At 46.3% G+C, this 24,503-nt stretch carries 20 protein-coding genes; 10 read left to right on the top strand and 10 right to left on the bottom strand.

The genetic code is table 11. The features are described from left to right. Positions 1–61 precede the first annotated feature (61 nt). The 3 genes from NDI34_RS21090 to NDI34_RS21080 all read left to right on the top strand — a co-directional run bounded on the left by NDI34_RS21090 (position 62) and on the right by NDI34_RS21080 (position 3,006). Positions 62–466 (top strand): PPC domain-containing DNA-binding protein, encoded by a 405-nt coding sequence (locus NDI34_RS21090; RefSeq protein ID WP_190430111.1) that lies wholly within the window; start codon positions 62–64, stop codon positions 464–466. A gap of 356 nt (positions 467–822) precedes the next feature. Then, the gene (locus NDI34_RS21085) at positions 823–2,310 is read left to right on the top strand and encodes a DUF2157 domain-containing protein (RefSeq protein ID WP_348233724.1); all 1,488 of its coding nucleotides are present in this window, start codon (positions 823–825) and stop codon (positions 2,308–2,310) included. A 15-nt stretch (positions 2,311–2,325) separates the two neighbouring features. Continuing rightward, the gene (locus NDI34_RS21080; RefSeq protein WP_348233723.1) at positions 2,326–3,006 is read left to right on the top strand and encodes a GDYXXLXY domain-containing protein; all 681 of its coding nucleotides are present in this window, start codon (positions 2,326–2,328) and stop codon (positions 3,004–3,006) included. 91 nt (positions 3,007–3,097) lie between these two features. On the opposite strand, the gene NDI34_RS21075 is transcribed toward NDI34_RS21080, so the two are convergent. The 7 genes from NDI34_RS21075 to NDI34_RS21045 all read right to left on the bottom strand — a co-directional run bounded on the left by NDI34_RS21075 (position 3,098) and on the right by NDI34_RS21045 (position 9,604). Continuing rightward, entirely contained in the window at positions 3,098–3,340 is a 243-nt protein-coding gene (locus NDI34_RS21075) for a hypothetical protein (protein ID WP_190430108.1), read from the bottom strand. Positions 3,341–3,450: 110 nt separating this feature from the next. Next, positions 3,451–5,265 (bottom strand): signal peptide peptidase SppA, encoded by a 1,815-nt coding sequence (gene sppA / locus NDI34_RS21070; protein ID WP_348233722.1) that lies wholly within the window; start codon positions 5,263–5,265, stop codon positions 3,451–3,453. Positions 5,266–5,353: 88 nt separating this feature from the next. Beyond that, complete coding sequence (fni, locus tag NDI34_RS21065; RefSeq protein ID WP_348233721.1) at positions 5,354–6,427, bottom strand: type 2 isopentenyl-diphosphate Delta-isomerase; 1,074 nt, start codon at positions 6,425–6,427, stop codon at positions 5,354–5,356. 88 nt (positions 6,428–6,515) lie between these two features. Further along, complete coding sequence (pyrR, locus tag NDI34_RS21060) at positions 6,516–7,052, bottom strand: bifunctional pyr operon transcriptional regulator/uracil phosphoribosyltransferase PyrR (protein WP_190535610.1); 537 nt, start codon at positions 7,050–7,052, stop codon at positions 6,516–6,518. 168 nt (positions 7,053–7,220) lie between these two features. After that, entirely contained in the window at positions 7,221–7,838 is a 618-nt protein-coding gene (locus tag NDI34_RS21055) for a peptidoglycan-binding protein (protein WP_190432696.1), read from the bottom strand. A gap of 244 nt (positions 7,839–8,082) precedes the next feature. Continuing rightward, positions 8,083–9,216, bottom strand: a complete 1,134-nt coding sequence (gene cbiB / locus NDI34_RS21050) for an adenosylcobinamide-phosphate synthase CbiB (RefSeq protein ID WP_348233720.1) — start codon at positions 9,214–9,216, stop codon at positions 8,083–8,085. Continuing rightward, the gene (locus NDI34_RS21045) at positions 9,161–9,604 is read right to left on the bottom strand and encodes an Rrf2 family transcriptional regulator (protein WP_190410794.1); all 444 of its coding nucleotides are present in this window, start codon (positions 9,602–9,604) and stop codon (positions 9,161–9,163) included. The genes cbiB and NDI34_RS21045 overlap by 56 nt, the downstream gene beginning before the upstream one ends. 394 nt (positions 9,605–9,998) lie before the next feature. Here NDI34_RS21045 and NDI34_RS21040 point away from each other — a divergent pair, with 394 nt between their 5' ends. After that, positions 9,999–10,412 carry an AbrB family transcriptional regulator gene (locus NDI34_RS21040; protein ID WP_190410793.1) on the top strand — a complete coding sequence of 138 codons (414 nt, stop codon included), beginning with the start codon at positions 9,999–10,001 and terminating at the stop codon, positions 10,410–10,412. Positions 10,413–10,491: 79 nt separating this feature from the next. Here NDI34_RS21040 and NDI34_RS21035 read toward each other — a convergent pair whose 3' ends face one another. Further along, a complete protein-coding gene (locus NDI34_RS21035; protein ID WP_348233719.1) occupies positions 10,492–12,450 on the bottom strand; it encodes a chloride channel protein in 1,959 nt (652 codons plus the stop codon). Positions 12,451–13,385: 935 nt separating this feature from the next. Between NDI34_RS21035 and NDI34_RS21030 the strand changes: the two genes are divergently transcribed. Further along, positions 13,386–15,038 carry an alpha-amylase family glycosyl hydrolase gene (locus NDI34_RS21030; RefSeq protein WP_190410790.1) on the top strand — a complete coding sequence of 551 codons (1,653 nt, stop codon included), beginning with the start codon at positions 13,386–13,388 and terminating at the stop codon, positions 15,036–15,038. A 367-nt stretch (positions 15,039–15,405) separates the two neighbouring features. Here the strand turns inward: NDI34_RS21030 and NDI34_RS21025 are convergent, their stop codons facing one another. Next, complete coding sequence (locus NDI34_RS21025; RefSeq protein WP_190410789.1) at positions 15,406–15,639, bottom strand: hypothetical protein; 234 nt, start codon at positions 15,637–15,639, stop codon at positions 15,406–15,408. 490 nt (positions 15,640–16,129) lie between these two features. Between NDI34_RS21025 and NDI34_RS21020 the strand changes: the two genes are divergently transcribed. The 5 genes from NDI34_RS21020 (at position 16,130) to proB (ending at position 21,889) form a co-directional block, all read left to right on the top strand. Continuing rightward, positions 16,130–17,797, top strand: coding sequence for an alpha-amylase family glycosyl hydrolase (locus NDI34_RS21020; RefSeq protein ID WP_348233718.1), 1,668 nt, complete (start codon positions 16,130–16,132; stop codon positions 17,795–17,797). A gap of 195 nt (positions 17,798–17,992) precedes the next feature. After that, on the top strand, positions 17,993–18,562 hold the full coding sequence (locus tag NDI34_RS21015) for a DUF3727 domain-containing protein (protein WP_190410787.1): 570 nt from the start codon (positions 17,993–17,995) through the stop codon (positions 18,560–18,562). 110 nt (positions 18,563–18,672) lie between these two features. After that, a complete protein-coding gene (mltG, locus tag NDI34_RS21010) occupies positions 18,673–19,758 on the top strand; it encodes an endolytic transglycosylase MltG (protein WP_190410786.1) in 1,086 nt (361 codons plus the stop codon). 167 nt (positions 19,759–19,925) lie between these two features. Then, complete coding sequence (locus NDI34_RS21005; RefSeq protein WP_190672871.1) at positions 19,926–20,474, top strand: YqeG family HAD IIIA-type phosphatase; 549 nt, start codon at positions 19,926–19,928, stop codon at positions 20,472–20,474. A 305-nt stretch (positions 20,475–20,779) separates the two neighbouring features. Beyond that, entirely contained in the window at positions 20,780–21,889 is a 1,110-nt protein-coding gene (gene proB / locus NDI34_RS21000; RefSeq protein WP_190535598.1) for a glutamate 5-kinase, read from the top strand. A gap of 45 nt (positions 21,890–21,934) precedes the next feature. Here the strand turns inward: proB and NDI34_RS20995 are convergent, their stop codons facing one another. Then, positions 21,935–23,092, bottom strand: coding sequence for a helix-turn-helix domain-containing protein (locus tag NDI34_RS20995; protein ID WP_348233717.1), 1,158 nt, complete (start codon positions 23,090–23,092; stop codon positions 21,935–21,937). Positions 23,093–24,503: the final 1,411 nt, after the last annotated feature.

Below are 24,503 nucleotides of genomic sequence, written 5' to 3'. Positions count from 1 at the left end.
AATTACCGATACAATTAGTAATTATCCGCGTAATCCCAGTAGATTTACCAGTCTTTAATTAATGAAAGTATTTGCTATTCGTCTGAAGCCAGATCAAGATTTAAAAAAAAGCTTACAAGATTTTGCAATCAAGCAAAATCTTCAATCGGGCTTTATCTTAACCGGAGTTGGTAGCTTGAAAAAAGCGACTCTTCGCTTTGCAAATCACAGGTATAGTACAGCTTTTAACGACAATTTTGAAATTATTTCTCTCAATGGCACTCTGGAAGCGGCTGGCATTCACCTGCATATCGCCATTGCAAATAAAGAAGGAAAAACCATCGGCGGACATCTCATGGAAGGCTGTATTATCTATACTACTGCCGAAATTGTCATCGGAGTTAGCGAAGAATTCACTTTTTTAAGAACAATGGATGAGCAGACAGGCTATAAAGAGTTGGAGATTTTTCCAAACCCTAATTATTAACTAAATGCTATTTAGCCTTAAATTACTTAAAGTAAAAGAGGTCAGCAGTCTACAAAAATGTATTGCCAAGTCGTCGGCCTAAGAATAGCCAAGGACAAATTCCCCGTTTTTTCCTGACATCAAAGAAAGTAAGGAGGAAAAGGTTAAGGATGAATTAAGAGTTCAAGAAACTTTGCTTGTTCGCCTAAGTCATCGAATAGACGCCGACTGAGTTTAAGCAGTAACGTAGAAGGTTTTCCCATCTGTAGATAGTGAATCTAACTGTCACATCCCCTTGAATTGAATCATGGGAGGGCGTTAAAACTAAGTTTATAGTCAAAAAAATTAGACTACAGAGCGGATTGTAATTGAGGGTTATGGTTTCAGATAAATTTCGCCGTCAGTTACGTCAGGAAGCAAATCTTTGGCGAACTGAGGGGCTGATTGATGCTCAACTATACGAACAGTTATCAGAGCGTTATCAATTTAATAGGCTGGAGACTGCTGCCCGCGATCGCTTTGTCATGATCTTGTTAGGGTTGGGGAGTATCCTCATTGGCTTGGGGACGATCAGTTTTGTAGCAGCAAACTGGCAGGAGTTGCCGCGAAATGGCAAAGTAACGCTGCTACTGAGTTTGTTTATTGGAGTGAATATTGCTGGTTTTTACCTGTGGCGGCGTCCGAATGGGGCGCAACAACGCCTCGGTCATGGATTCTTGCTCTTAGGAGCAATCATTTTAGGGGCAAATATGGGGCTGATGGGTCAGATGTTTCACATCAGCGGTCCCTTCTATGAGTTATTGCTAGCGTGGGGAGTCGGTGTACTAGCAATGGCTTACAGCTTGCGTTTGACTTCCTTAAGCGTGCTGGCAATTATCATTATCGGATTGGGTTACTGGAGTTTTTGGTGGAACTGGGAAGGGGCAAGCTGGTCAAATTCCTACTATTATGAAGAGTTTTCCTGGTCATCCCAGATGGGACAACATATGCCGCTGTTGGCAAGCTTGATGTTTGTGCCGCTGGCATACTGGTGTCGTTCTCGCGTGATTTTTGGACTGGCAGCGATCGCAGTTATTTCTTCTTTGGAAGCAAACCTCCGACCGCTCAGCTTAGGACTATTTAATCTATTCTCCCTGAAGTCTACGGGTATCGTATTAGCGATCGCCTTGGCACTGCCCCCCGCACTGTTATGGGGCTATGATGACTCGCTGTGGGTCTACAGTGACTTAAATCGGGTTCCGAAGCCAAACCAAATCTTTCCCGCCTCTTGGCAAGGGGGAAGCTGGGGAGGTTCCTTTCGACCCCTCGCCCGTCGTTTGGCGCTGGTATTTCTAGGCGTTGTACTTTATCTGTCGTCCTCGCTTTGGTTCTGGGGTGTTTTATCCAAAATGTCTTCTGCGGAGCAATCCGCGAGAGTTACTTGGTTTCCCCTGGTAGATGTAGTGATTTTGAGTGGGTTGGCAATCTTTGCATGGTTGCGTCTGCTGTGGCTTACCAGAAGCCCTCGCACTCGTCGGGAGGAAATTCTGACCACAATTGCCATCGGTATCTTTATCTGCTTCATGGCTGGGATACCCGTTTGGCATCTCACCGTCCAGCCAATTCCCCTGCTTGCCACTTTTATTGGCAATGTGCTGTTGTTCTTGTTAGCTGCCGGATTGATGCGCCAAGGGCTAGCACAAGCAGAACGCAGCGCCTTCTGGGGGGGCATGATGCTATTAATTGTGCGAATTCTGACTTGGTTTGTGCTGTCTGCAACGGGATTAGTCTTCAAATCCCTGCTGTTTATTCTATGCGGTATCACAGCGATCGCTATCGGGCTTTGGTTCGAGCGCTATGTCCGCACGCTGGAAATTAAAAATTGACTCAGAGGATTTTTAATGAGGCACACTTCTCAATCATCTTCAATCGCTCCGACTCTCATAGAGCCACAAAAGCGAATGCCTGCTTGGAGACTCTGGGTGCCTCTCCTGTTGCAAACGGCGATCGTTCTTGCCGCACCTGCCCAGCCACTTTACACTAACCTCACTGGGAAAACGGTCGTTCTCAAGACGGTTCCCGTAGACCCATACGATTTCTTGCGTGGCTATTCGCAGACGCTAAGCTATGACATCTCGCGTCAAGAGAATTTGCGATCGCTTCCGGGTTGGAAAGGGTTAGTAAAACAACACCTCGAAGCAAAAGCAACGGATTTGCCACCGTCCGTACCGCCTTTAAATTCTTTACCGACAGGAATTCGCTTCTACGTGATTTTAGAAGCGCCTGCTGCTAAAACAAATTCTCCCCAAGCATGGAAACCCGTGCGGGTGAGTAGCAAGATGCCCAAATCTTTACCAGCAAATCAGATAGCGTTAAAGGGCAAATCTAGCGGTAATTCCATCGACTACGGCTTAGAAAGCTACTATATGCCAGAAGCGCGGCGGGATGAAATTAATCAGGAGATTAATCAAGCCCAATCGAGCAGACAACGACAAGCGATCGTGGTGGAAGCGAAGGTGGATGCCCAAGGTCGTGCAGTCCCGATTAGCTTCTGGGTAAGCGATCGCCGTTATCGATTTTAATAGGAGAATTTTAATAGGGGAATGAAAGTATGGCTAATTGTTCGACATATCTTATCAATTAGCGATACTTTCATTACTAAGAACAAACTTTCTAATCTTCTTGCCGCTTTAGCTGCAAAGTAGCACCCAGTGCTGCTCCAGCTCCCGCTATCAAACCCATACACATTCCTTGAATCGTTTGACTCGTGGGGTCTTGCATCAAGCATTCACTGGTAGGCGTTTTGGCTTGCAGACATTGATTACTATCTATCCAGTTGGAGACGCCTCCCACAAGGATACCAGCAGCACTACAAGAAACGATCAGCAGGACAAAGCGGTTAGATTTTCTATCCATAGATAGAGGCTTTTAAGTACTTGGTTAGCTATTCCGTTCAGTCTACTCTACCTATCGGCAGACTGTTACCGTATATTCCACATTTTCAACTGCCTATTCCGGACGTTGCACTAATCAATTCGCAAATTATAGGGCAAACGGGCGTAAATACCTCTAGGATCGTTCATTGTTTTGAGCGCTACTAATTCTTCTTGTAACTTGAGGAGTTCTGCACTCAGCAGATCGGATGGCTGCTTGGTTTGGGCATTGTCCCCACCCGCAAACTGTTTCAGAATGCGTTGTTCTAGACTGCGAACCTTGGGGTACTCTTCTAACTCCCAATTCTCACCCAGTTTAGCGGCAACGGCAGCAGATTTGATCGCATCATCAATACCGCCAATCTCATCAACCAATCCCAGTTGCTTGGCATCTTGACCCGACCACACTCGTCCTTGGGCAATCTCAGCGACTTTCTGCTTTGAGAGTTTTCGAGAATCCGCCACTTTGTTGAGGAACTGACCGTAAATTTGGTTAACAAATCGTTGATGAATTGCCAATTCTTGAGGCGTTTTTGGACGAGAAACCGTGTTGCTGTCCGCAAATTTGGAAGTTTTGACGACATCCCAGGTAATGCCATTATTATTCGCAAGCTTTTGGAAATTGAGCAACATCCCAAAGACACCGATCGAGCCGGTAATGGTATTTGGTTCGGCGTAAATCTGATTAGCATAGGTGGAAATCCAGTAGCCACCGGATGCTGCCATATCTCCCATAGAAACGATGATTGGCTTCACCTGACGAGTTAGCCGTACCTCTCGCTGAATCACCTCAGACGCCGAGGCGCTACCGCCGGGACTATTTACCCGCAGCACGACAGCTTTCACATCTTTATCAAGTCGCAGCCGTCGCAGCTGTCTGGCAAAGCGATCTCCTCCCACTTGCCGAGAGCCACCTTCGCCGTCTACGATTTCCCCCTCGGCGTAAAGTAGGGCAATTTTGTTGTCAGAAGTGCGATCTTTACCTTCGGTTTGAGTCGCTCTAGCGTAAGTAGCAAGGCTAATTTGACGGAATGTTTTATTCTCTTCGGTTCTGCCAGTTAGCTTTTTCAGGTCTGCCACCACCTGATCTAGATACGCTACCCGATCCACAAAGCCACGCTTTTTCGCATCCGGTGCGGTTAATATTCCTTGAGTATCTGCGATCGCTTGTAGTTGTTTCGGGTTTAATTTTCGACCCTGGCTCACTGTTGTCAAAAAGTCTCCCCACAGATCGCTCAACAAATTCTGAGTTTGTTGTCGGTTCTCCGGACTCAGTTTCGTGAGTACATAAGGTTCCACCGCTGACTTAAATTTCCCAACCCGGATCACCTGAACCCCAACCCCGTATTTCTGTAAGGCTCCTGTGAGGAACATCGACTCAGAACGCAAACCGTTCATTTCGATTGTTCCCAACGGGTTCATCACAATGGTGTCTGCCACTGAGCTTAAATAATATTCCCGTTTCCCCAAATCCATGTTGTAGGCAATAATCTTTTTGCCAGACTTACGGAATTTTTCCAGCGCCGAACGGACTTCTTTGAGCGTGGCAAACCCGGTGCTAGAACTAGAGGAACCACTGCCGTCTAGATATACGCCTACAATCCGTTTATCTTTAGTTGCCTGCTCAAGGGCATTCAAAACCGTTCGCAGCCGCACGCTATTATTTTCCTCACCAGATAAAGCTTCGCTGATTGCTTCGCTGGTGCTGGATATCGGATCGCTATCCGTAATCGTCAAAGACTGATCGATTACCAGTACCGATTTATCCTCAACTTCCGGCCCTGTATCTTTAGATGCCACCGCAATCAATAACAAGATTAGCCCGCTCGTTCCCAAACCGAAAAATAGGATGAGTCCGAATAGGCTTCCAAGCAAGCTAGCAAAAGTTTGTTTAAGGAAACTACGCATTAGGCTGGGGTTAGGGTAATGGGTAATTGGGAATGGGTAAAAGTTTTAAGCTTTGAATTCACTTATCGCTTTCCCATTTCCAACACAGTTATCGTAATGGTTGCAACGCGCCAGACTGTTTCAGAGCAGACAAGGTGGGATTGCCAGTGCAGAATAATACAGTGGTGATTTCGGCGACTAATACTTCAACCAAAGCATCAAGGGCGTCTTCCGATTCTACGGCTGCCTGGAGAAAAGGCCACGCCAGACCCGCGAGATCGGCTCCTAGCGCGATCGCTTTTGCCACTTCCAGACCGTTGCGTAATCCCCCAGAGGCAATCAAGGGAATATTTGGGGCAATGGCTCGAATACTGGTAATGCATTCTGCTGTGGGCAAACCCCAATCAGCAAAAGTTAGTCCTAATCGGCGCTGCTGGGCATTTTCAGCCCGTTCACTCTCCACCTTTGCCCATGATGTCCCACCGGCACCGGCAACGTCAATGGCGCTCACACCCGCATCAATCAACTTCTGCGCGATCGCAGCGGAGATGCCATTTCCCACCTCTTTGACAATCACGGGTACTGGTAACTTATTGCACAGATTTTTGATTTTGTCAAGCAAGCCTCGGAAGTTTGTGTCACCTCTGGGTTGAATGCACTCTTGCAAGGCATTGAGATGCAAAATCAAGGCGTCTGCCTCTAACAAGTCAATTGAGCGCAGACATTCATCAACGCCATAGGTATAGTTAAGTTGCACCGCGCCCAAGTTCGCAAATAGGAGAATATCGGGAGCAAGCGATCGCACGGCGAAAGTTGAAGCAACCTGGGGATTCTCCACCGCTACCCGCTGGGAACCCACGCCCATCGCTAGGTTATAGCGTTGCGCCGCAGCAGCTAGACGATAATTAATCATCCTCGCCAGTTCCGTTCCCCCCGTCATCGAAGAAATGAGCAAAGGCGCACCAAGCTGTTTTCCCAAAAATGTTGTTGAGATATCAACTTCACGTCGATCTAACTCCGGCAAACAACAGTGACTAAAGCGGTAGCCTTCCAATCCATTCGTTGTGGAGTGAAATTGTACATCCTCATCGAGACAAATTTTTAGATGATCTGCCTTTCTCGTTTGGGTTTCTTTGGTAAGAGCCGGGTTATTAATCAATCTACTATCTCCAACGTTCTGCATAGACAGCGCCTGACAAATCTGCACAGACTGGTTTATTAACAATCTCGATTTTCCCACCAACACACCAGGGAAACCGAAGACAGACCGCTTAAACCTTTAATAATTCCACAGCATCTCGTCCATCAATCTCTTGTAAGTAAACCTTCACCTGTTCTTCTTTGGACGTTGGCAACTTCTTGCCAGTGAAATCCGGGTGAATGGGTAACTCCCGCTGTCCCCTATCCACCAGAACCGCTAACCAAATTGCCGCCGGTCTACCATAATCATTCACCGCATTCAGGGCAGCACGAGCGGTACGCCCTCGATAAATGACATCATCCACCAACACTACCGTCTTACCAGAGAGATCGAAAGGGATGTCAGTTTTGGCGGGTGTGCGAATGCCAATTTGATCCAAATCATCTCGATAGAAGGTAATATCTAGCGCTCCCACGGGCACTTGCACTTGTTCGAGCGCTTCTATCTGACGAGCCAAGAGATTGGCTAATACAGCGCCTCTGGTATAAACACCTACTAGCACTAACTCAGACAAGTCGCGTGACTTCTCTACCACCTGGGAAGCGATACGATTGAGGGTTCGACGGATTTCGTCTGCGGAAAGAATTTCTACAACTTCGGGAGACATGGTTTAGGAAAATCCGATGATAACTGCGGACAAATTACAGCCTCAGTGTACAAGTTCACCTAAACCATCATCGTTATCATTTCAACAAAAATAACTTCCTGTTCCTACCAGGAACAGGAAGTTATGTCATTGAGTATAGATAGCTCAATCTCATCAAGCTATATAAGATTAGTCAGCGGCAAGTGCTGCTTTCGTTCTTTGCCCAACTATTCCGTCAGCGAATAGCCCTCTGCTTTGCTGAAATCTTGTAACGGAGGTCTCAGTTAACCGACCATAGTATCCAGTAATTGGCCCGTTGTAATAGCCTAAGGCTTTCAAAGTATTTTGAAGCCTCGTTACGGAGGAACCGCTGCTGCCGCGTTTCAGGGTGCTGCTGCCAAAACCACCCCCCGTAATCGGTTCATCATAATTACCACCCCGATTTTCTAGAGCTGCTAGAGTTCGAGAGCCTGCAACGCCATCGGCTCTCAGTCCAACCGCTCGCTGAAAACTGCTGACGGATGCCTGCGTCAATTGACCGTAGTATCCAGTAACCGGGCCGTTATAGAAGCCTGCGATTTTCAGATTTCTCTGAAGCGTGGCGACTTGAGAACCGCTATTCCCTCTCTGGAGTGCTAATGCATGACCGGCTGTCCCGATAACGGATAAGGCAAGGGCAACGGATAGTAATCGAATCCATGCTGAACTTGGAAGCGGGTTCCGATTTTGGAACAATTTAAATTGGTGAGGCTCCGAGTTAGGGTCTTCGTAATTGGCAGATAAATGAAGATATGCAAGAGTTTCCATCGTTTTAGTCGCAGATGATGACTTCGTAGGTCAGACTTAGGCGATCGCTTCCGTGGTTTAGCGGGGGTTAAGTTTTTGGGTCGCATCTCCTCACTGGCATTTCACTTGACCAATCACTAAAAAGTGCGATCGCTTTCCCAGATGAATCAGTGATTGATTACCTTTCAACTGGTTGCTCTATATTCAAAGATATGCTTACACCTATTCAGTAGCCATCGCCCGTTGAGTTCACCTGATAGGGCGATTAAAAAGTCATCAAGTTGATTCCAAGCGAGCGCCCATTTCTAAACCCCAACAGCAGCAAGATAGCGATCGCTATCCCCAACCAAATCAAAAAGTTATATCGTGTTAACTGCAAGGCTTGTTGAATGCATTCTGAATTGATAGGCTGGAGGTCATCTCCCAGTAAGGCTTTGTGTTTAGCAACGCCACGATACCAATTTGTGCCCCCCACCTGAACGCCTAAAATTGCCGCATAGGCGCACTCACTCCAGCCAGAGTTGGGACTAGGATCTTTCGTCGCATCGCGTTGACAAATACTCCAAACATACCCAGGTTTTCTAGATAGTAAAGCCAAGGTAATCACCGTGAATCGGCAGGGCAACCAAGTCAGGATATCTTCTAATTTGGCACTAAACCAACCCAAATCGGTGTAGGGTGCTTCTCGATAGCCGACCATTGAATCTAGGGTACTGGCGGCTTTATAGGCAAGGGCGAGAGGAACCGTTCCTAGTAAAGGTAAAAATGCCCCGATAATCGCATAAAAAAGGGGTGCCATTACTCCATCGGTAGCATTTTCTGTGACGGTTTCCAAAACAGCCCGAAGAATTTCTGTTTTATGAAGATTTTCGGTATCACGCCCTACATATTGGCTTAACTTAGAACGCGCCGCGACAAGATCGTTCTCATTTAGAGGTTGCAAGACATCTTCAGCAGCAGCTCTCAAACTTCGACCGGCGAAACAACTGGCGAGTAAAATACTTTCTATCGCAATTCCTAAAAAAGGATGCACCCAGTTCGCTGCGTGAACGATTAACCACCCCATCCCGTAGCTGCCAGTTATCAGCCCAATTCCTAAAATTACTCCAGCCCATCGGAGCGTGAGAGGATGACTAAATAATTGGAAAGCCATCTGGCTGTAGCGAGAAATTAGCCAGCCCATGACTCGGACTGGGTGAGGCCAACCCCACGGATCGCCGATGATGTAATCAAAAAGGGAAGCGATCGCTAATGATAGGACTGAGGAATGAGAAAGCAGGACTGCGGCAAATAAATCTTGGAAATTCACAACACCAAAGCTGCTAGAGATCCGCTGACAGTTTCTATACAACAAAACTGGTTTCTTCGCCTTGGGCTGCTTGCCAACTGCGAGCGTCATAGTAAAGGTCTGCCAGTGTAATACTGTACAACGCTTCTTTAAGTTTTTGATGCAATCGGTGCCAAAGTGTAAACGTTACCCAATCCTCAGCAAGCTCTGCATCTGGGGTATGGCGAGGCAGCGGTTCAATTGTTTCACCGACTGCTTCTAATATTTGTCCTAGAGAAATTTGTGCTGGGACGCGGGATAGTTGATACCCCCCCTGGGCACCTCGAACTGATTGGACTAACCCAGATCGACGTAACTCTATCAACAATTTTTCCAGATAGGGTGCAGGTAAGTCTTGCCGAGTTGCGATCGCTTTTACAGAAGTTGGTCCATACCCAGGTTGTAGACTCAAATCCAGCAGTGCTTTAACACTGTAGTGTCCGCGGGTTGTCAGCTTCATACTGGAAAATATTCCTTAGGGTAATGGATAATTAGTCAGTGGTCATGAGGCGGTAGTCAATGGAAAAAAAAACAGCTCAGAAGCGATCGCTAATGATAGACTAACGACTACCCTACAGCGTACCCCCTTCATTTTTTCTCAGGTTGATGCTGTGAGGAACTCCGATCATCGAGATGCATCGGTTGTTCGCAAGGCACAGATATTTATGCTTAAGCAAGAACTTGGATTAAAAAGGTTAGTAGTGAATAAATTATCCATCTTATTGAACTAGCGTTCCCCAATCCGTATGATATAGTTTTATGAGCTGATATAAAGCTAAGCTAAAATTAGCTTAGAAACAGTCAGTCGAAAACACTGTACACACTCGCTATTCCTTACTTTTCGCTCCAAGTTGATGAATAAAAAGAAAAAGATCGATCCCTTAACAGGGGAAGCGCTAGTCAAGAAAGTTAAAGAGCTAGAAAACCTCAGCAAAGAAGAAAAGGCTAGAGCCTGCGGTTACTACACTGTTACCAAAAGCGGTGTAGAGCGGGTGAATATGATGAAGTTCCTGAATGCTCTCATTGATGCTGAAGGAATTGAGTTAGACGGCAAACAAAATGGTAACGGACGTGGCGGTCGAAGTGCCAGCTACAAAATTAGCGTGCAATCGAACGGCAACTTACTGATTGGTTCTGCCTACACCAAACAAATGGGTCTAAGGGCAGGGGATGAGTTTGAAATCTCTCTGGGACGGAAGCACATTCATCTGCGGCAACTGGATAGAGAAGAAGGCGCTGAAGACGAAGAATTGGAAGAGGCATCCTAAAACTTTAGTTTTAGTTAGCAGTTATTCGTAATGAGTCATTGATTTGTAACCAATGACTCATTAGCGATTCTCTAAATTTTCAAACTGTTTGCTTGAGGGGCGGTAAATTTAACTCTTTCGACACTGGATTGGGGGGAAGATAGCGGCGCAGTGTCTTGCGAGTGGCAGCGACACTATAAGCTAAAGCGATTCCCTCTTGTTCCAGCACACCTAACACTTGTTGGGGGCGATCGCGGTCAACGACGGGTAACTGGTGGAGACCGCGTGCTGCCATCCGGTCTATCGCTTCTGCTACCGATTCATCAGGGTTTGCATACAGAATTTCAGTAGTACAGATGTCAGCAACTGGCTGATAAGCCAGATGACTGGTTAAATTGTTCGAGACATTGCAAAGAACGTTGTTTGTTTCTACTGTTTCAGTAGGAGCGGTAACTGGCGTTCGAGCTGTAGACATTGCTCGATTAATATCCTGTAAAGTGACGATGCCAATTAACTGCTCGGCATCATCAATGACTAAAGCACTGCGGCAGCGACCATTGGTTAAAGCTAAACCTGCCTCTAATACTGATAAAGAACCACTCAGCATCAAACCTGGTACTTGCATTGCTTCTGCAACTAACATTTGTTGCAAAATTTCTAACTGCTGGTCTTTCTCCACATTGAGTTCCAGCTGTTGAAGATTTTGACCTTTCGTTGGCGCTGACTTAAAGCGCTCCACCAGCCAAATGCTCAAACCGACTGCTGCCATCAGCGGCAAAACAATCCGGTAGTCGCGCGTTAGCTCAAACATTAACAGTATCGCTGTCAGGGGTGCCCTAGCGCTGCCAGCAAGAACGGCTGCCATTCCCACCATTGCGTAAGCTGGAGGTGCGGCAATCTGAATTGGTGCGCCTGGAAGCATCGCTGCCAGGATTTTTCCATACGCTGCCCCCAAAGAAGCACCGAGGAACATGGCAGGGGCAAAGATACCCCCCACCAAACCGCTACCCAGACTAATCGCCGTCACGATCAGCTTAACCGCTAGTAGGACGAGGAGTAACCCTAACGGAAAATCCACATCCTGAAGCATGGCGGCAATCGTTTCGTAACCGATTCCCAGAATTTGGGGCCATTGCAAAGCAACCAAGCCCAAACAGGCACCACCAATTACTGGACAAAGCGATCGCGGTATCTTTCCCAGCCACTCAAAACCGGCAATCTGTCCCCGAAAGAAACTTCGAGCCAGTTGAATTGACTGGGTATAGGTCAGCGACACCAAACTTGCTAATACCCCCAATCCCAGATAAAGCGGTAATTCTAGAGGACTACGGACTTCATAGACGGGCAGCGTAAAAGCTGGTTGGGCACCCAAACCAATCTGAGCAATTAAAGACGCCACAACTGCTGCCAGCAATACGACGCTAACCGCTGAAGTTGCAAAGGTGGTTCCCAAGACCACCTCTAAGGCAAAGAAAACCCCGGCAATCGGGGCATTAAAACCAGCCGCCAGACCCGCCGCTGCTCCAGCTCCCAGGAGTAACTGCTGCCTTTCTCTGGAGACTTGCAGCACTTGACCGAGCAGCATTCCAAAATTGCCGCCAATTTCCACGCTCGGCCCTTCTGGGCCTAAAGAGGCTCCACTACCGAGGGAAACAGCAGCCGCTACCATCTTGGTGACGGGTCGCAGGGGTAGCAACTCTCGGACGCCTTGGGCCGCGGCAATCAGTGAAGAAATACTCGGCCCAAAATCGGGCCAAGCAAGACGCATTAAACCAACGATTAATCCTCCCAAAATGGGAATACAAGCTAAAGTCCAGGCACCCCAGCCTCCAATTATCCCCATCACCCCTTCCAGCATCAAGCTGTGGATGACAGCGATTAAATAGTGAAACGTGACAACGCCCATCCCGGTGCCGGTGCCAATTAGTACAGCCAACAGCAGGACGACGCTTTCGGGTGAGGGTTCGAGTCGATTGAGAATTTTAGTAAGACGAGAAGCCGGAGAAGTTGGTGCGGATGATTCCGCCAACAGCACATCTGACAATGGAGTGGCGCTCATTGATGGAGGTTAACAGGAAAAATGAGAAAAAGCTTAATTTTTATTCATGATTTTCATTGTAACTGCGAGCGATTGGCTATCAGCTTTAAAAGGCGAACAATTAGGGAAAATTTTGGGTTTTTAGCCTGCATAAACAGAGCATCCGGCATTTTGCTCGTTTTATGGTTTGCATGATGTACAACTTTGATGTGTGAAACCTTAATTTCTATCCATAGCGATCGCTAGAGATATACTGTTTGCCACTCTCAAACAAAGCCGGTTGAATCAGGAAGCAACCCAACTCGAATCTGGAGCAGCTATTCAACGTCTGTGTGTGTTAGCGTTGTCTGCTGCTGTGCGTCTGCTTCAATTCCTCAAAGGCTTGAAGATGTCACTCAATCAGCAACAGTCATCTTCTGTGATGCCCAGCAGCATTGCCTCACAGAGCTTACACCCACACTTAATGGTCACTTAATAGTCGCATCCCAAAACAACGAACCCTTGTCCTCCCCTAAGGTTGGCTTAGGCAACTTGATTGCTCTACTAGACGGTTGACTCGGCTAGTAGAGCCAACGGACTACCGGAATTGCCACTCTTTTTCAGGATCTGCGACAGTTTGATTCTCTGTGTCTCGGTTGGTCTTTAGCTTCTTGCCTAGATGTGTATACACAGTAGTCGCTTGCAAAGGGACGCAGGGGTAGGGTTCTCCCCTATTTCAGCCAACTGAAATAGGTAAATTTTTTCTACAACCGATCGCAACAATAACGCTAAATTCGGCATTAATGGCTATTAATCGCTGAAATTCAGCTTAAATTACCTTTAGCATTCATTACCACTTCTCTCCTGGGAATTAGGGCACCAGAGGCAACTTTATTTCTCAAGAACGATACCTCAGCGGGATGAAAAGGAGAAAATACTGCTCTAAGCATTTTTTTCATCAAACTCCAAACACTTCTATGGCAACTCCGATTGAATTTAATTTATTTGCTCCCTATAACAATGGAGCTGCTTTAATTGGGGATTTTTCTAACTGGGAAAGCATCCCAATGAAAAAAGGTAATGATGGTTATTTCCGTACCACAGTTGAACTGGAAGATGGAGTTTATCAATACAAATTCCGTGTTCAATCCAAGTCTTGGTTCTTTGAACCAGATCAATGGATAGAGGTAGTTGACCCCTACGCCACCGATATTGATAATCCCACCCAAAACGGTGTTGTGAGAATTAAAGATGGTGAGCGGATTGTGGATACATACGTTTGGCAACATGACGATAAGCCACTGCCAAGCGATCGCGAATTAGTCATTTACGAATTGCACGTTGGCGACTTCTCCGGTGGTGAAGATGATCCCTACGCCCGAGGCAAATACGAACACGTTGTAGAAAAATTAGATTACCTATGCGAGTTAGGAGTTAATGCCATTGAGTTAATGCCAGTGAAGGAGTATCCAGGGGACCATAGCTGGGGCTATAATCCTCGTCACTTCTTTGCTACAGAATCCAGTTATGGCACAACTGAAGGGTTAAAAAACCTAATTGATGAGTGTCATGGTCGTGGAATTCGCGTCATTATGGACGGAATTTTTAACCACTCAGAAGCAGAAAGTCCACTGACGCAAATAGACCACGATTATTGGTACCATCATTCTCCGCGCGACCCTGATAATAACTGGGGGCCAGAGTTTAACTATGAACACTATGATGAAAATCTAGATCTTAAGCCTGCATGGAAGTTTGTTGGCGATACCGTGCGCTTCTGGATTCAGGAATTTCACATTGATGGCATTCGCTACGATGCAGCCAGACAAATTGCCAACTACGATTTCATGCACTGGATTGTTCAGGAAGCAAAAAATGCAGCTGGGCCAAAGCCGTTTTACAATATTGCCGAACACATTCCTGAAACCCCCAGCATTACGAATGTAGATGGACCAATGGATGGCTGCTGGCATGACAGTTTCTATCACTGCATTCTAGAACATATCTGCGGCGATACCTTTGACTTAGAGCGTCTCAAGGATGCCATTGACTGCAAGCGGCAAGGCTTCATGGGTGCTACGAATGTTGTGAATTACCTGACGAATCACGACCACAATCATGTTTTAGCTGAGTTAGGCGATCGCGGCATTTTGGATGAAGAAGCATTTAAGCGGAGAAAGTTAGGTTCTGTCATCAATATGACCGCTGTCGGCGTACCTCTGCTGTGGATGGGTGAAGAGTTCGGAGAGTATAAATACAAAACAACTGAACAAGCAAAAATTGATTGGACGCTCTTAGGTCATGACCTCAATCGCGGAATGTTTGAATTTATCAAAGGCTTGATTCATCTCCGTAAAAATAATCATGCCCTCTACACCGAAAATATTGACTTTATCCATGAAGATCCAGAAGCAAAGGTATTAGCCTACAGCCGCTGGAATGGCGAGGGTTCTCGTGTTGTCGTTGTTGCAAACTTCTCTGACAATTTCCTAGGAGGCTATCACGTTCCTAACTTCCCCGAAGCAGGAACCTGGCACGAATGGACTGGCGATTATGATGTCGAAGCAGGGGAGGATGGCATCCAGCTCGACTTAGGAAGTTACGAAGCCAAAGTATTAGTTTGGCAGTAATCGAAACTTTCCAAAGCCTTGAACAGTAGCTTCTCTTTGCCGCCCTTAAAAAAGCAAAAAACTACTGTGTCTATACAGTGAACCTGCCAGTCTCGTTTTACTCCCCGTTAGCCGCTGCGCTAATGGTCTGCTATGGCGCAGCGTGGATTGGGGAATTGAATTATTCGTTAATATACTGCCTCACAACTCGAACGGTATTAAATGGATAGGTTTAGGAAAACAATTATTTCCTAAAATAAGTATTGATTAGAGCCTTGCTTTTTAAGAAGCGAAGTTTCAACCCTTACTAGACGTGAGAGCCAAAACCCATAAGGCTAATGAAGCAACAACTCTATTAGATACATTGCCTAAAAATCAGTGGATAATTTTAAGCACTTTTCAGTTGCTGACTCTGCGTACTGGGTGCTAAAGCCCAACCTTCGCATCTTAATTTTTGGTAGGTTGCCCAACCCTTAGAACCGCCCGGAACTGGATAGTCTGGTACAGCATATTCGGGAAAAGCCGTATAAGGTCGCCACGGTTGATTGGGTGCGGTTCGTAAATGCAACAACTTTTCTCCACTGACTCCCATCGCTGGCAACCAACACATTTGTTTCAACATTGGAAACTCCTTAATTCAACTTAGAAATAATTGATTAATCAGACAATCTCTTTCTAGGAAAAACTAGATAGTAACTGCTGCAAAGCAGTAAGCAAGCATGATAAATGCAAGACCGAGACTAAGAGTAGAAAGTAGGGGAAGCCATTGTAATGTACCCATCTTCAGCTCCTTTGAGCTGTTATTTATGACCCGATCTTCCCTATTCATCCCTGAATTGACATCTCTCGCTAGCCTTATTTGCAGTCTTTTTAAACCTATCTCTTAAAGTTTAGAAAACAGTTTTTGTCTACTACTCCAGATATAAAAATCCGGAAGTTAGTTAATTTTGTTTTTAAAGATACAAACTTTATTAATGTTCTGCTATTTCTCAAGATAGATAATTCAGTATAATTCATTACTAAACTTTAAAATTATAAATGCAGGCTTCAAAAATGTTTGCAAAGAACCATTAGTCAACTAAGTAAGCGAATCTACTTCATTAAAAGGTTTTATGGCAGCAGTCGAATTCAATTTATTTGCTCCTCGCAACCAAGGAGCGGCGTTAATCGGCTCTTTTTCTAACTGGAAAAACATTCCAATGGAAAAAGGTAAGGATGGCTATTTCCGAACCCAGGTAGACTTGGAGGATGGCATTTATCAATATAAATTTCGAGTTCAATCGAAAAGCCCAAAATTTGAACCCGATCAATGGGTGGATGTAATCGACCCATACGCTACAGACGTTGATGAAGCAAGAGGCCACAGTGTCGCGCGGATCAAAGATGGGAAGCGAATTGTTGATACTTACGTTTGGCAGCATGACGATACGCTTTTGCCAGACAATCACGAATTAGTCATCTATGAAATGCACGTTGCAGATTTTTCCGGTGGTGAAGATGACCCACACCAGCGAGGCAAATACCAAGACGCGATCGCTAAGTTAGATCATTTGAGCGAACTCGGAATTAATGCCGTCGAATTGATGCCAGTAAATGAGTATCCCGGTGATTACAATTGGGGCTATACAGTCCGCCACTACTTCGCTACAGAATCCAGTTACGGCTCCACAGAAGATTTGAAGCGGTTTATTGACGAGTGTCATGGTCGAGGCATTCGCGTTTTCATGGATGGGATTTATAACCACACAGATGAAGAATGCCCGTTAATGCTGATTGACCGGAATTACTGGTACTACGAGCATATGCATTATCCAGAAGACCCGGGTAATTACTGGGGACCAGAATTTAACTACGACAACTACGACGAAAAGTTGGATGTTAAGCCTGCTTGGAAATACGTCGGAGATGTGGTGCGTTTCTGGGTTCAGGAATATCACATTGATGGGATTCGCTTTGATGCCGTGCGCCAATTGGCAAATTATGAATTTTTGGATTGGCTTGCGAAGCAAGCCAAGAAAAATACTGCTCCTAAGCCGTTCTACAACATTGCCGAACATATTCCCGATACCAAAACCGTAGTTTATCCAGAAGGTCCGCTGGATGGTTGTTGGCATGAAAGTTTTCGCTACTTTGTGCTTCCACATATTTGTGGCGAAATGTTTGAATTAGAAAAACTGAAGGAAGTTTTAGATCCCAGAAGGCAGGGTTATACGGCTGCTACGAATGTAGTGAATTATTTGGCAACTCACGACCGCCAACGTTTGATGAGAGAATTAGGCGATCGCGGGATTTTTGACAAAGCCGCATTTGGCAGAGCGAAGTTAGGAGCTGTTTTGTTAATGACGGCGGTAGGTGTGCCAATGCTCTGGATGGGAGAAGAGTTTGGAGAATACCAGCGCAAAAGTGAAAACGTGACTCAGCCAAAGAAAATTGCTTGGCCTTTGTTGTCACAAGACTTAAATCAAGATTTGTTTGAGTATTACAAAAAGTTAACCGCTCTCCGGAAAGAAAATCCAGCTCTTTCTAGCGATAACATTGAGTTTTTTCACGAAAATCCAGAGGCGAAAGTGTTGGCGTACTACCGTTGGAACGAACCCGGTTCCCGTGTGGTTGTTGTGGCGAATTTCTCAGATAAGTCTCTGTCAGGGTATCGCATTCCTAACTTCCCATCCTCTGGGACGTGGCAGGATTGGATGAATAACTCCCGCATCGAAGCTGGAGAGGATGGCTCTCTAGTTGACTTGCCAGAGTACGAAGCGAAGGTGTTTGTCTGTCAGTAACCGAATCTATTGCTTGGAAGAATCTTTCAACTCAAGGAGGGACAATTGATAAATTGTCCCTCCTTGACGTATGGCGTCTCTACAACTCTTATGCCGTGATATCCTGATTTTTGCAAGCTACTTCCCCACGGTGTGCAAACTTTGGGGTTGGAGTTTTTTAGTCCACAATCTCACGTTGATAGCAGCATATCTGCAATGTTCTCATCCCAACCCCCTGAAGAGAATGGGTCTTCCGTCCAAACCGTCTCGTTGACGGATGAATCCGGGCGATCGCTTAGTTGTTACATTGAGCATTCAATAGAAGTAGATGGTGAAGAATACGTCATCCTCCTGCCGGTAGATTCACCTGTAGAAATTGTGGCGTGGGACGAGGAGAAGGAGGAGGAAGAAGCCACCTTAGTCGAAGACGACGCCGAAATTGACGAAGTTTTTCCCACGGCTCAAGCAGTCCTGGCAGAGCGGAATCTCGCCTTAAAGCGAACCGCATTTGCTCTGACTGTTGCCGGTGAACTGCCTGCGGTTGAAGAGGAAGAAATCCTCACCCTGGAAATTGAAGATGACGATACTCAGCTCGAACCAGAGGAATTTCAGTTTCTAGCCAGCTTTTATCACAAAGAACAAGAGTACACAATATACACGCCTCTCGATCCGCTGCTATTGTTTGCGCGGATTAATAGTGCGGGTGAACCAGTGCTACTTTCCCCTGAGGAATTTAAAAAAGTGCAACCGCTGCTGGAAGATCAGCTATTTGATGAAATGGAATAGGTAAAGAATTAAAAATTAGAAATTGAAAATTAAATATGAAGAATTTTCTTTTTTTAATTTTTAATTTTGCCTTCTTAATTCCATGACAGCGGTTGTTACCCGCAATCAAAATGAAAGCAATCCAACGCATCTCCAAATGGACGTTTTATCTCGCCTTAATCCCAGCAACGCTCGGACTCTGTGCATGGCAGGGTTGGGCGTGGTGGAGCTGGGCGAGTGCGCCCCCCGTTGCCGAAACTCAACCGTCAGCGAATGCTGGAAAAGATACATCAGTGCTAATCCGGATTCCTCAAGGAACCTCGGCGCAGCAGATAGGGCGCGATCTAGAAGCAGCAGGGTTGATTCGCTCCGCTGATGCTTGGAAGCTATGGACGTTTTGGTTGGACTTGCAAAAGCGACCGGGTGGGTTCAAAGCTGGGACTTACCAGTTGTCACCCACCCAGCCGCTGCCAGCGATCGCTGATAAAATTTGGACGGGCGATGTCGTGCAGCTTTCCTTCACAATCCCTGAAGGATGGTCGCTTCAGCAAATGGCGGCTTACTTTGAATCTCAGGGATTTTTCAAAAGCGAAGAATTTCTCACTGCCGCCACTCAGATTCCCAAAGACCAGTATCCTTGGCTACCTGCGGATTTGCCTTATTTAGAAGGTTTTTTGTACCCGGATACCTACAAGCTAAATAGCGATCGCATCACCCCCCAAGCCATCATCAAACAAATGCTAGATCGCTTTGAACAGGTGGCACTCCCCATCTATCAACAAGCGCCAAACAAAACCCAGATACCTCTTCTTCAATGGGTGACATTGGCTAGTATTGTCGAAAAAGAGGCAGTGATTCCGGTCGAACGCCCTCAGATTGCTGGTGTGTTTACACAACGCCTTCAGAAAGGGATGAGACTGGAATCCGATCCAACAGTTGAGTATGGACTCGGCATTCGGCAAACAGCGGATCAGCCCTTAACTTTGGCTCAGGTGAGGACAGCCTCCCCGTACAATACTTATCTCAACGCAGGATTGCCCCCAACTCCCATCGCCAGCCCTGGCTTAGGAAGTCTCAAAGCCACTCTCAATCCTGAAAAAACAGACTACCTCTTTTTTGTGGCTCGCTACGATGGCACCCATGTGTTTAGTCGGACGCTACAAGAACACCAAGCCGCTACAAACGCGATTCGCCAACAACGGCAACAAAGCCGCTAACAACAGTACCTAGATTGGTCTAGTCGCCAAGCTGCCAATAAGTCTAATTAAGATCGGGGAAGTTGGACTTGCAACTACTAGCAATCCCATTGATAACTTTGCCGGGTTGAAAAAGCTCTTACCTGGGAGTTCTCCTAACAACTCACACTTACAATTAAAAACTGCTTATGTCCTGGGTAACACGGTTACAGCCTGACTTAATTCTGGGCAGACCTATTGTGAGTCTGACCCCCGATCTTCTCCAGCAATATCATCTCAAAGGTTTAGTCTTGGATGTCGATGACACGCTGGTACCCCTAAAAGCAGCCGAGGCGTCTGAAGAACTCGTGGAATGGGTGAAGGAAATTAGACAGGTGGCGACGCTATGGCTGGTGAGTAATAACTTGAGCGAAAACCGAATTAGTGGCATCGCTCGCTCGTTAAATTTGCCTTACATTACCAGCGCTGCTAAGCCATCGCGGCGCAAGCTGCGGCAGGCTGTCACCGCGATGAACCTTCCTGTCGAACAAGTAGGAATGGTGGGCGATCGCTTATTTACAGACGTTTTAGCAGGCAACCGACTCGGTATGTTTACCATTCTCGTCGAGCCGATGCTTGACCCAGCGCTTGCCGTGCGCTCTTATCCAGTCCGTACCTTTGAAGTCTGGGTGTCCCAAGCCTTGGGCGTCTCGTTCACCGCAAAGCAACAAAACTTAAAAAATTCAGACAAATCCTGAAAAACCAAAATATAAAGAAATAATTATGAGATTCTCGATTGTCAAAAATCCCTGGCATTATACATATGGTTCAAATGGGGTCAGCCAATATAAAGACCCTAAACATTAATCCCCGTGAATACCTGTGTAAAGCGTCAGTTCCCAGATGGAGGAGCTGGCGTTTTACAATTTGGAATGGGAAATCGGCTGAAGCTAATCACTCATTGCCAATTCCCAGCCTCCAGACGCGATAAATCAGATGCGATTTATCGCGTCTGGACAATCTGTTCCCCCTCCCCTCTACTCCCCTGCGCCCCCTCTCTTTTGTGAGTCAAACCCTTGTCATCAAAATTGGTACTTCCAGCCTGACATCGCCTGAAACAGGTCATCTGGCTCTTTCCACTATCGCTGCCTTAGTAGAAACCCTCACAGATTTACGGCGGCAAGGTCATAAAGTGGTGCTAGTTTCTTCGGGTGCTGTCGGAGTGGGTTGCGCCCGCTTGGGACTCGTGCAACGTCCGCGCACCCTAGCACTCAAACAAGCAGTGGCAGCAGTCGGTCAGGGACGCCTGATGCGCGTATACGATGACTTTTTTACAACCTTAGAACAACCCATTGCCCAGGTTCTCCTGACTCGCAGTAGCTTCAAAGAACGCTCAGCTTATATCAACGCCTCCAACACCTTTCGGGAACTGTTGCGGTTGGGCGTCATCCCCGTGGTGAATGAAAATGACACCGTAGCCGTAGAGGAACTGAAATTTGGGGATAATGATACGCTTTCAGCCCTAGTCGCCAGCTTGATAGAGGCAGATTGGCTATTTTTAATGACCGATGTAGACCGACTGTACTCCGCCGATCCGCGTCAAGTTCCGGATGCTCAGCCGATCGCTCTAGTGAACCACATTGATGAGCTGGAGGAATTACAAGTACAAACAGGCGATCGCGGCTCTCAATGGGGCACAGGCGGCATGGTTACAAAAATTACTGCCGCCCGCATTGCTACCAGCGCCGGAGTTCGGACAGTCATCACCGAAGGGCGATTTCCCCGCAACATCCAAAAAATCTTGCAAGGAGAACCCCTCGGCACTCAGTTTGAACCCCGCGACACGATGGGCAACGCCCGTAAGCGTTGGATTGCCCACGGGTTGATTCCTGCGGGGAAGCTATATCTGGATAAGGGAGCGATCGCGGCAATTAGTCAGGCAGGAAAATCCCTCTTAGCTGCTGGGATTACCCTCGTCGAGGGAGACTTCCAGGCGTCAGACGCTGTGCAGTTATGCGACCCTCAAGGACGGGAAATAGCTAGAGGGCTGGTGAACTACAGCAGCGACGAGCTACAGCAAATTAGCGGACGCCGTTCCGAAGAAATTCCTGCAATTTTAGGCTACGCCGGTGCAGAAACCGTCGTCCATCGAGATAATCTTGTCATTAGTTAGTCAGCAGTCAGTTGTTTTTTTCTGCCAATAACTAATAACAAATGACTAATTACGACTAATTGCTTCAGGCGGAGCAATATCAGGCCCAACCGCCACTCCTTTCTGACCCGCCTTTAAACCGGGTTTCGCAGCAGGTTTCACAGGACGATGCGACTCAGAAGCAGATGAGTTGTTAGGAACATCCGGTGGAGAATCAGCAGACGCCGATGATTGTGAATGGTTCGACATCAAAGCGAGTCCTCCCACTGCCCCTGCCACTAGCGCAGCATAACCCACGTATAAATGAACTGTATTGAGCTGAAATCCAAACCCAGGCACTGATTTCGGTCGGTACCAAGAAGGCAGTACAGATTTTGCAGGATCGGGCGCGGGTAAGGAAGCAGCCATTGCAGCACCATCTAACCCCAAGGCGACCCCCATCCGGCGAATAAAACCTCGGACATAGATATCCTCAGGCAAATGCTCGAAGCAACCGACTTCCAAAGCCTGAATGTGATGAAGCGGCACGAGTGTTTGATTGTGAAGTTGCCGCAGAGTCATTGACTGTGCATGACGTGCTTGCCCTAATTGCTGACCAATTTGACGCAGGCACTCTTGCCGTTGCTCATCTGCGATTTGCGCTGCCAGTTCCGCCTTGGAGAGCTTTTTGAGTGGTTTGGGAAAAACCGGATCTGGACTGGTTGGAAGAGGCAGTGGCGTAATGTCTACTAAATCGGCAGGTAAGGCATTCATACTGCGTCCTTGGTCATTCGTTAAAGTTAAGTCATTCGTCGTTGATTCTGGGTGATTAACGGATGACTGTTCGCTATGGACTGATGACTCTTGAGGCTGAGTGCTGGCTTGCGGCTCTTGTTGATTGTTACCAATTTCTGGAGATGTGACTGGGACAACCTTATAAGTTTTCGCAAACTGCTGGAACGCTAGCCGGATGGCTTCTCTCCCTACTGCCTTAACCATAATCTGGGCACTCCCAGCAGCTTCTCCCAAGATTGTCTGTAACCCAGCCAAGGCACGATTGTAGACTTCGCTGCTATGGAGTTCAGATTCTATCCGGCTAAGGATAGACCGTAATACTTCCTGAGAAATTTCAATGGTTGGGCTTTCGGTAATACCGCTACCATATGCCGATTGTAATGCCATGACTTTTCTTGTCGAGCGTGCTTGAGGAAAACCAAACTTATGCGATCGCTCGCGAGCGTGCATTCCTGAGAGCCTAAAACGGCTCCCCACGACGGTTACAGGGGCTTTTCACCCATAACTGACGGTGAATTTGCAGGCTGTTTGAGCTATCTGAGTAAAGTATTCGGCAAGCGGGAACTAGATTCCGGATCGAGCAAAAGTCAATTTTCTCTGTTCAGCGGCGTCACTTAGAACCTGAAGTGCGTTTAAACTTAATAAATTAAAATAACAATTTTCGCCTTATTTAGAATCCAGGGGTCAGACTGAGGATAGATTCTGGCTCCTGGATTCTGTAGAGACCTTGTGGTGGTCAGTCTCAACTTGGCTCCTGACAACTGAATGCAATTTGGCGGTTTAGTGCTGACGGCGGTTTCCTGGCTGGTAATCTTTAACCCAGCAGCGTTCCAAAAGGTGAATTCTGTAACAATACGAGAAGCGGCGGGGATTGAGCACTAATTTAGTTTTGGAACTAAACAGGGGCTGATTGAGAAACTGCCACAGAGGGAACCGAATCTTGCCGTTTTGGGGAGCCATAGTTTGAAAATTCCAGATAGCAGTAGTACAAAACAGGGGCACCGTGCATCTATCTATGGTGACATCTGCTTGGTTAATATTACCTTGCCAAAGATTACTACAAATTTGCTTGGGTTAGATTACGGAATCTCCAGAAAGTGTTTTTGCAAACTCTGTACTTCCACGGATGCGCTGTTGAACTGCCCAGTTAGGGTACTCTGCTACTAGAGCGTAAGCGCTATGTAAGCGCTCTTCTAGAGACCGTGTCAAGATATTTCAAGGAGCAGCTCAACAATTGAATCTTAGGTACTTATACTTAATAGATGTAGCGAGATTTTCTACTACTACCAAAGATAGAAAAAATTTATAGGCGAGCCGGCTTAAATAAATTTACAAATCTTAAAATATCAGGGGCACCAAGGCTAGTAAATTGCGTAAGTTTTAATCTGCAAAGATCGACTACAACCTCAATTAAGTTCACAAGATACAGCAATCCTACTCAAGTTGTGATAATTCAGGGCTTGAGATACCCAACTTTTAAGAAGTTGGGTATCTTGCCTTCGGGAATCATTTAGAACTGCTGTAGCAACCTTATTCGACTTGTGAAATAAAAAAACTGCGTAAGCGATGCTGACGTACACAATCTCCGCTTTAGGCGCAAAGAAGGCCAAGGAAAGCTCAGAAGCAGTCTATTAGTTTTACAAAATATTGAATCTAAGATTGCAAGAGCAATTCATCTCATTCAAAAAATGTTAGATGCTTCTCTTAAGTGCTTATGTAAAATAAATTACACATAATAAAAAGTAGAATAAGCTAAAACAAAAGTCAAGAAAACAAGAGACTTATGAGATTTATTAGAGATTTAAGCCGAGAAACTCAAAGGATTCTCAAAAGAATTTATAAAGAAAGTAGACATCATCAA

The sequence above is a fragment of the Trichocoleus sp. DQ-U1 genome (assembly GCF_039961925.1).
GTDB lineage: Bacteria > Cyanobacteriota > Cyanobacteriia > Cyanobacteriales > FACHB-T130 > FACHB-T130.
Note: the sequence above shows the minus strand (reverse complement) of the source record. Positions and strands in the feature narration are given on the sequence as shown.

Bases quoted from the DNA above. Each gene is read 5' to 3' on its own strand.
- NDI34_RS21090 (WP_190430111.1), top strand. From the start codon at position 62: ATGAAAGTATTTGCTATTCGTCTGAAGCCAGATCAAGATTTAAAAAAA.
- NDI34_RS21085 (WP_348233724.1), top strand. From the start codon at position 823: ATGGTTTCAGATAAATTTCGCCGTCAGTTACGTCAGGAAGCAAATCTT.
- NDI34_RS21080 (WP_348233723.1), top strand. From the start codon at position 2,326: ATGAGGCACACTTCTCAATCATCTTCAATCGCTCCGACTCTCATAGAG.
- NDI34_RS21075 (WP_190430108.1), bottom strand. From the start codon at position 3,340: ATGGATAGAAAATCTAACCGCTTTGTCCTGCTGATCGTTTCTTGTAGT.
- sppA (WP_348233722.1), bottom strand. From the start codon at position 5,265: ATGCGTAGTTTCCTTAAACAAACTTTTGCTAGCTTGCTTGGAAGCCTA.
- fni (WP_348233721.1), bottom strand. From the start codon at position 6,427: ATGCAGAACGTTGGAGATAGTAGATTGATTAATAACCCGGCTCTTACC.
- pyrR (WP_190535610.1), bottom strand. From the start codon at position 7,052: ATGTCTCCCGAAGTTGTAGAAATTCTTTCCGCAGACGAAATCCGTCGA.
- NDI34_RS21055 (WP_190432696.1), bottom strand. From the start codon at position 7,838: ATGGAAACTCTTGCATATCTTCATTTATCTGCCAATTACGAAGACCCT.
- cbiB (WP_348233720.1), bottom strand. From the start codon at position 9,216: ATGACGCTCGCAGTTGGCAAGCAGCCCAAGGCGAAGAAACCAGTTTTG.
- NDI34_RS21045 (WP_190410794.1), bottom strand. From the start codon at position 9,604: ATGAAGCTGACAACCCGCGGACACTACAGTGTTAAAGCACTGCTGGAT.
- NDI34_RS21040 (WP_190410793.1), top strand. From the start codon at position 9,999: ATGAATAAAAAGAAAAAGATCGATCCCTTAACAGGGGAAGCGCTAGTC.
- NDI34_RS21035 (WP_348233719.1), bottom strand. From the start codon at position 12,450: ATGAGCGCCACTCCATTGTCAGATGTGCTGTTGGCGGAATCATCCGCA.
- NDI34_RS21030 (WP_190410790.1), top strand. From the start codon at position 13,386: ATGGCAACTCCGATTGAATTTAATTTATTTGCTCCCTATAACAATGGA.
- NDI34_RS21025 (WP_190410789.1), bottom strand. From the start codon at position 15,639: ATGTTGAAACAAATGTGTTGGTTGCCAGCGATGGGAGTCAGTGGAGAA.
- NDI34_RS21020 (WP_348233718.1), top strand. From the start codon at position 16,130: ATGGCAGCAGTCGAATTCAATTTATTTGCTCCTCGCAACCAAGGAGCG.
- NDI34_RS21015 (WP_190410787.1), top strand. From the start codon at position 17,993: ATGTTCTCATCCCAACCCCCTGAAGAGAATGGGTCTTCCGTCCAAACC.
- mltG (WP_190410786.1), top strand. From the start codon at position 18,673: ATGAAAGCAATCCAACGCATCTCCAAATGGACGTTTTATCTCGCCTTA.
- NDI34_RS21005 (WP_190672871.1), top strand. From the start codon at position 19,926: ATGTCCTGGGTAACACGGTTACAGCCTGACTTAATTCTGGGCAGACCT.
- NDI34_RS20995 (WP_348233717.1), bottom strand. From the start codon at position 23,092: ATGCACGCTCGCGAGCGATCGCATAAGTTTGGTTTTCCTCAAGCACGC.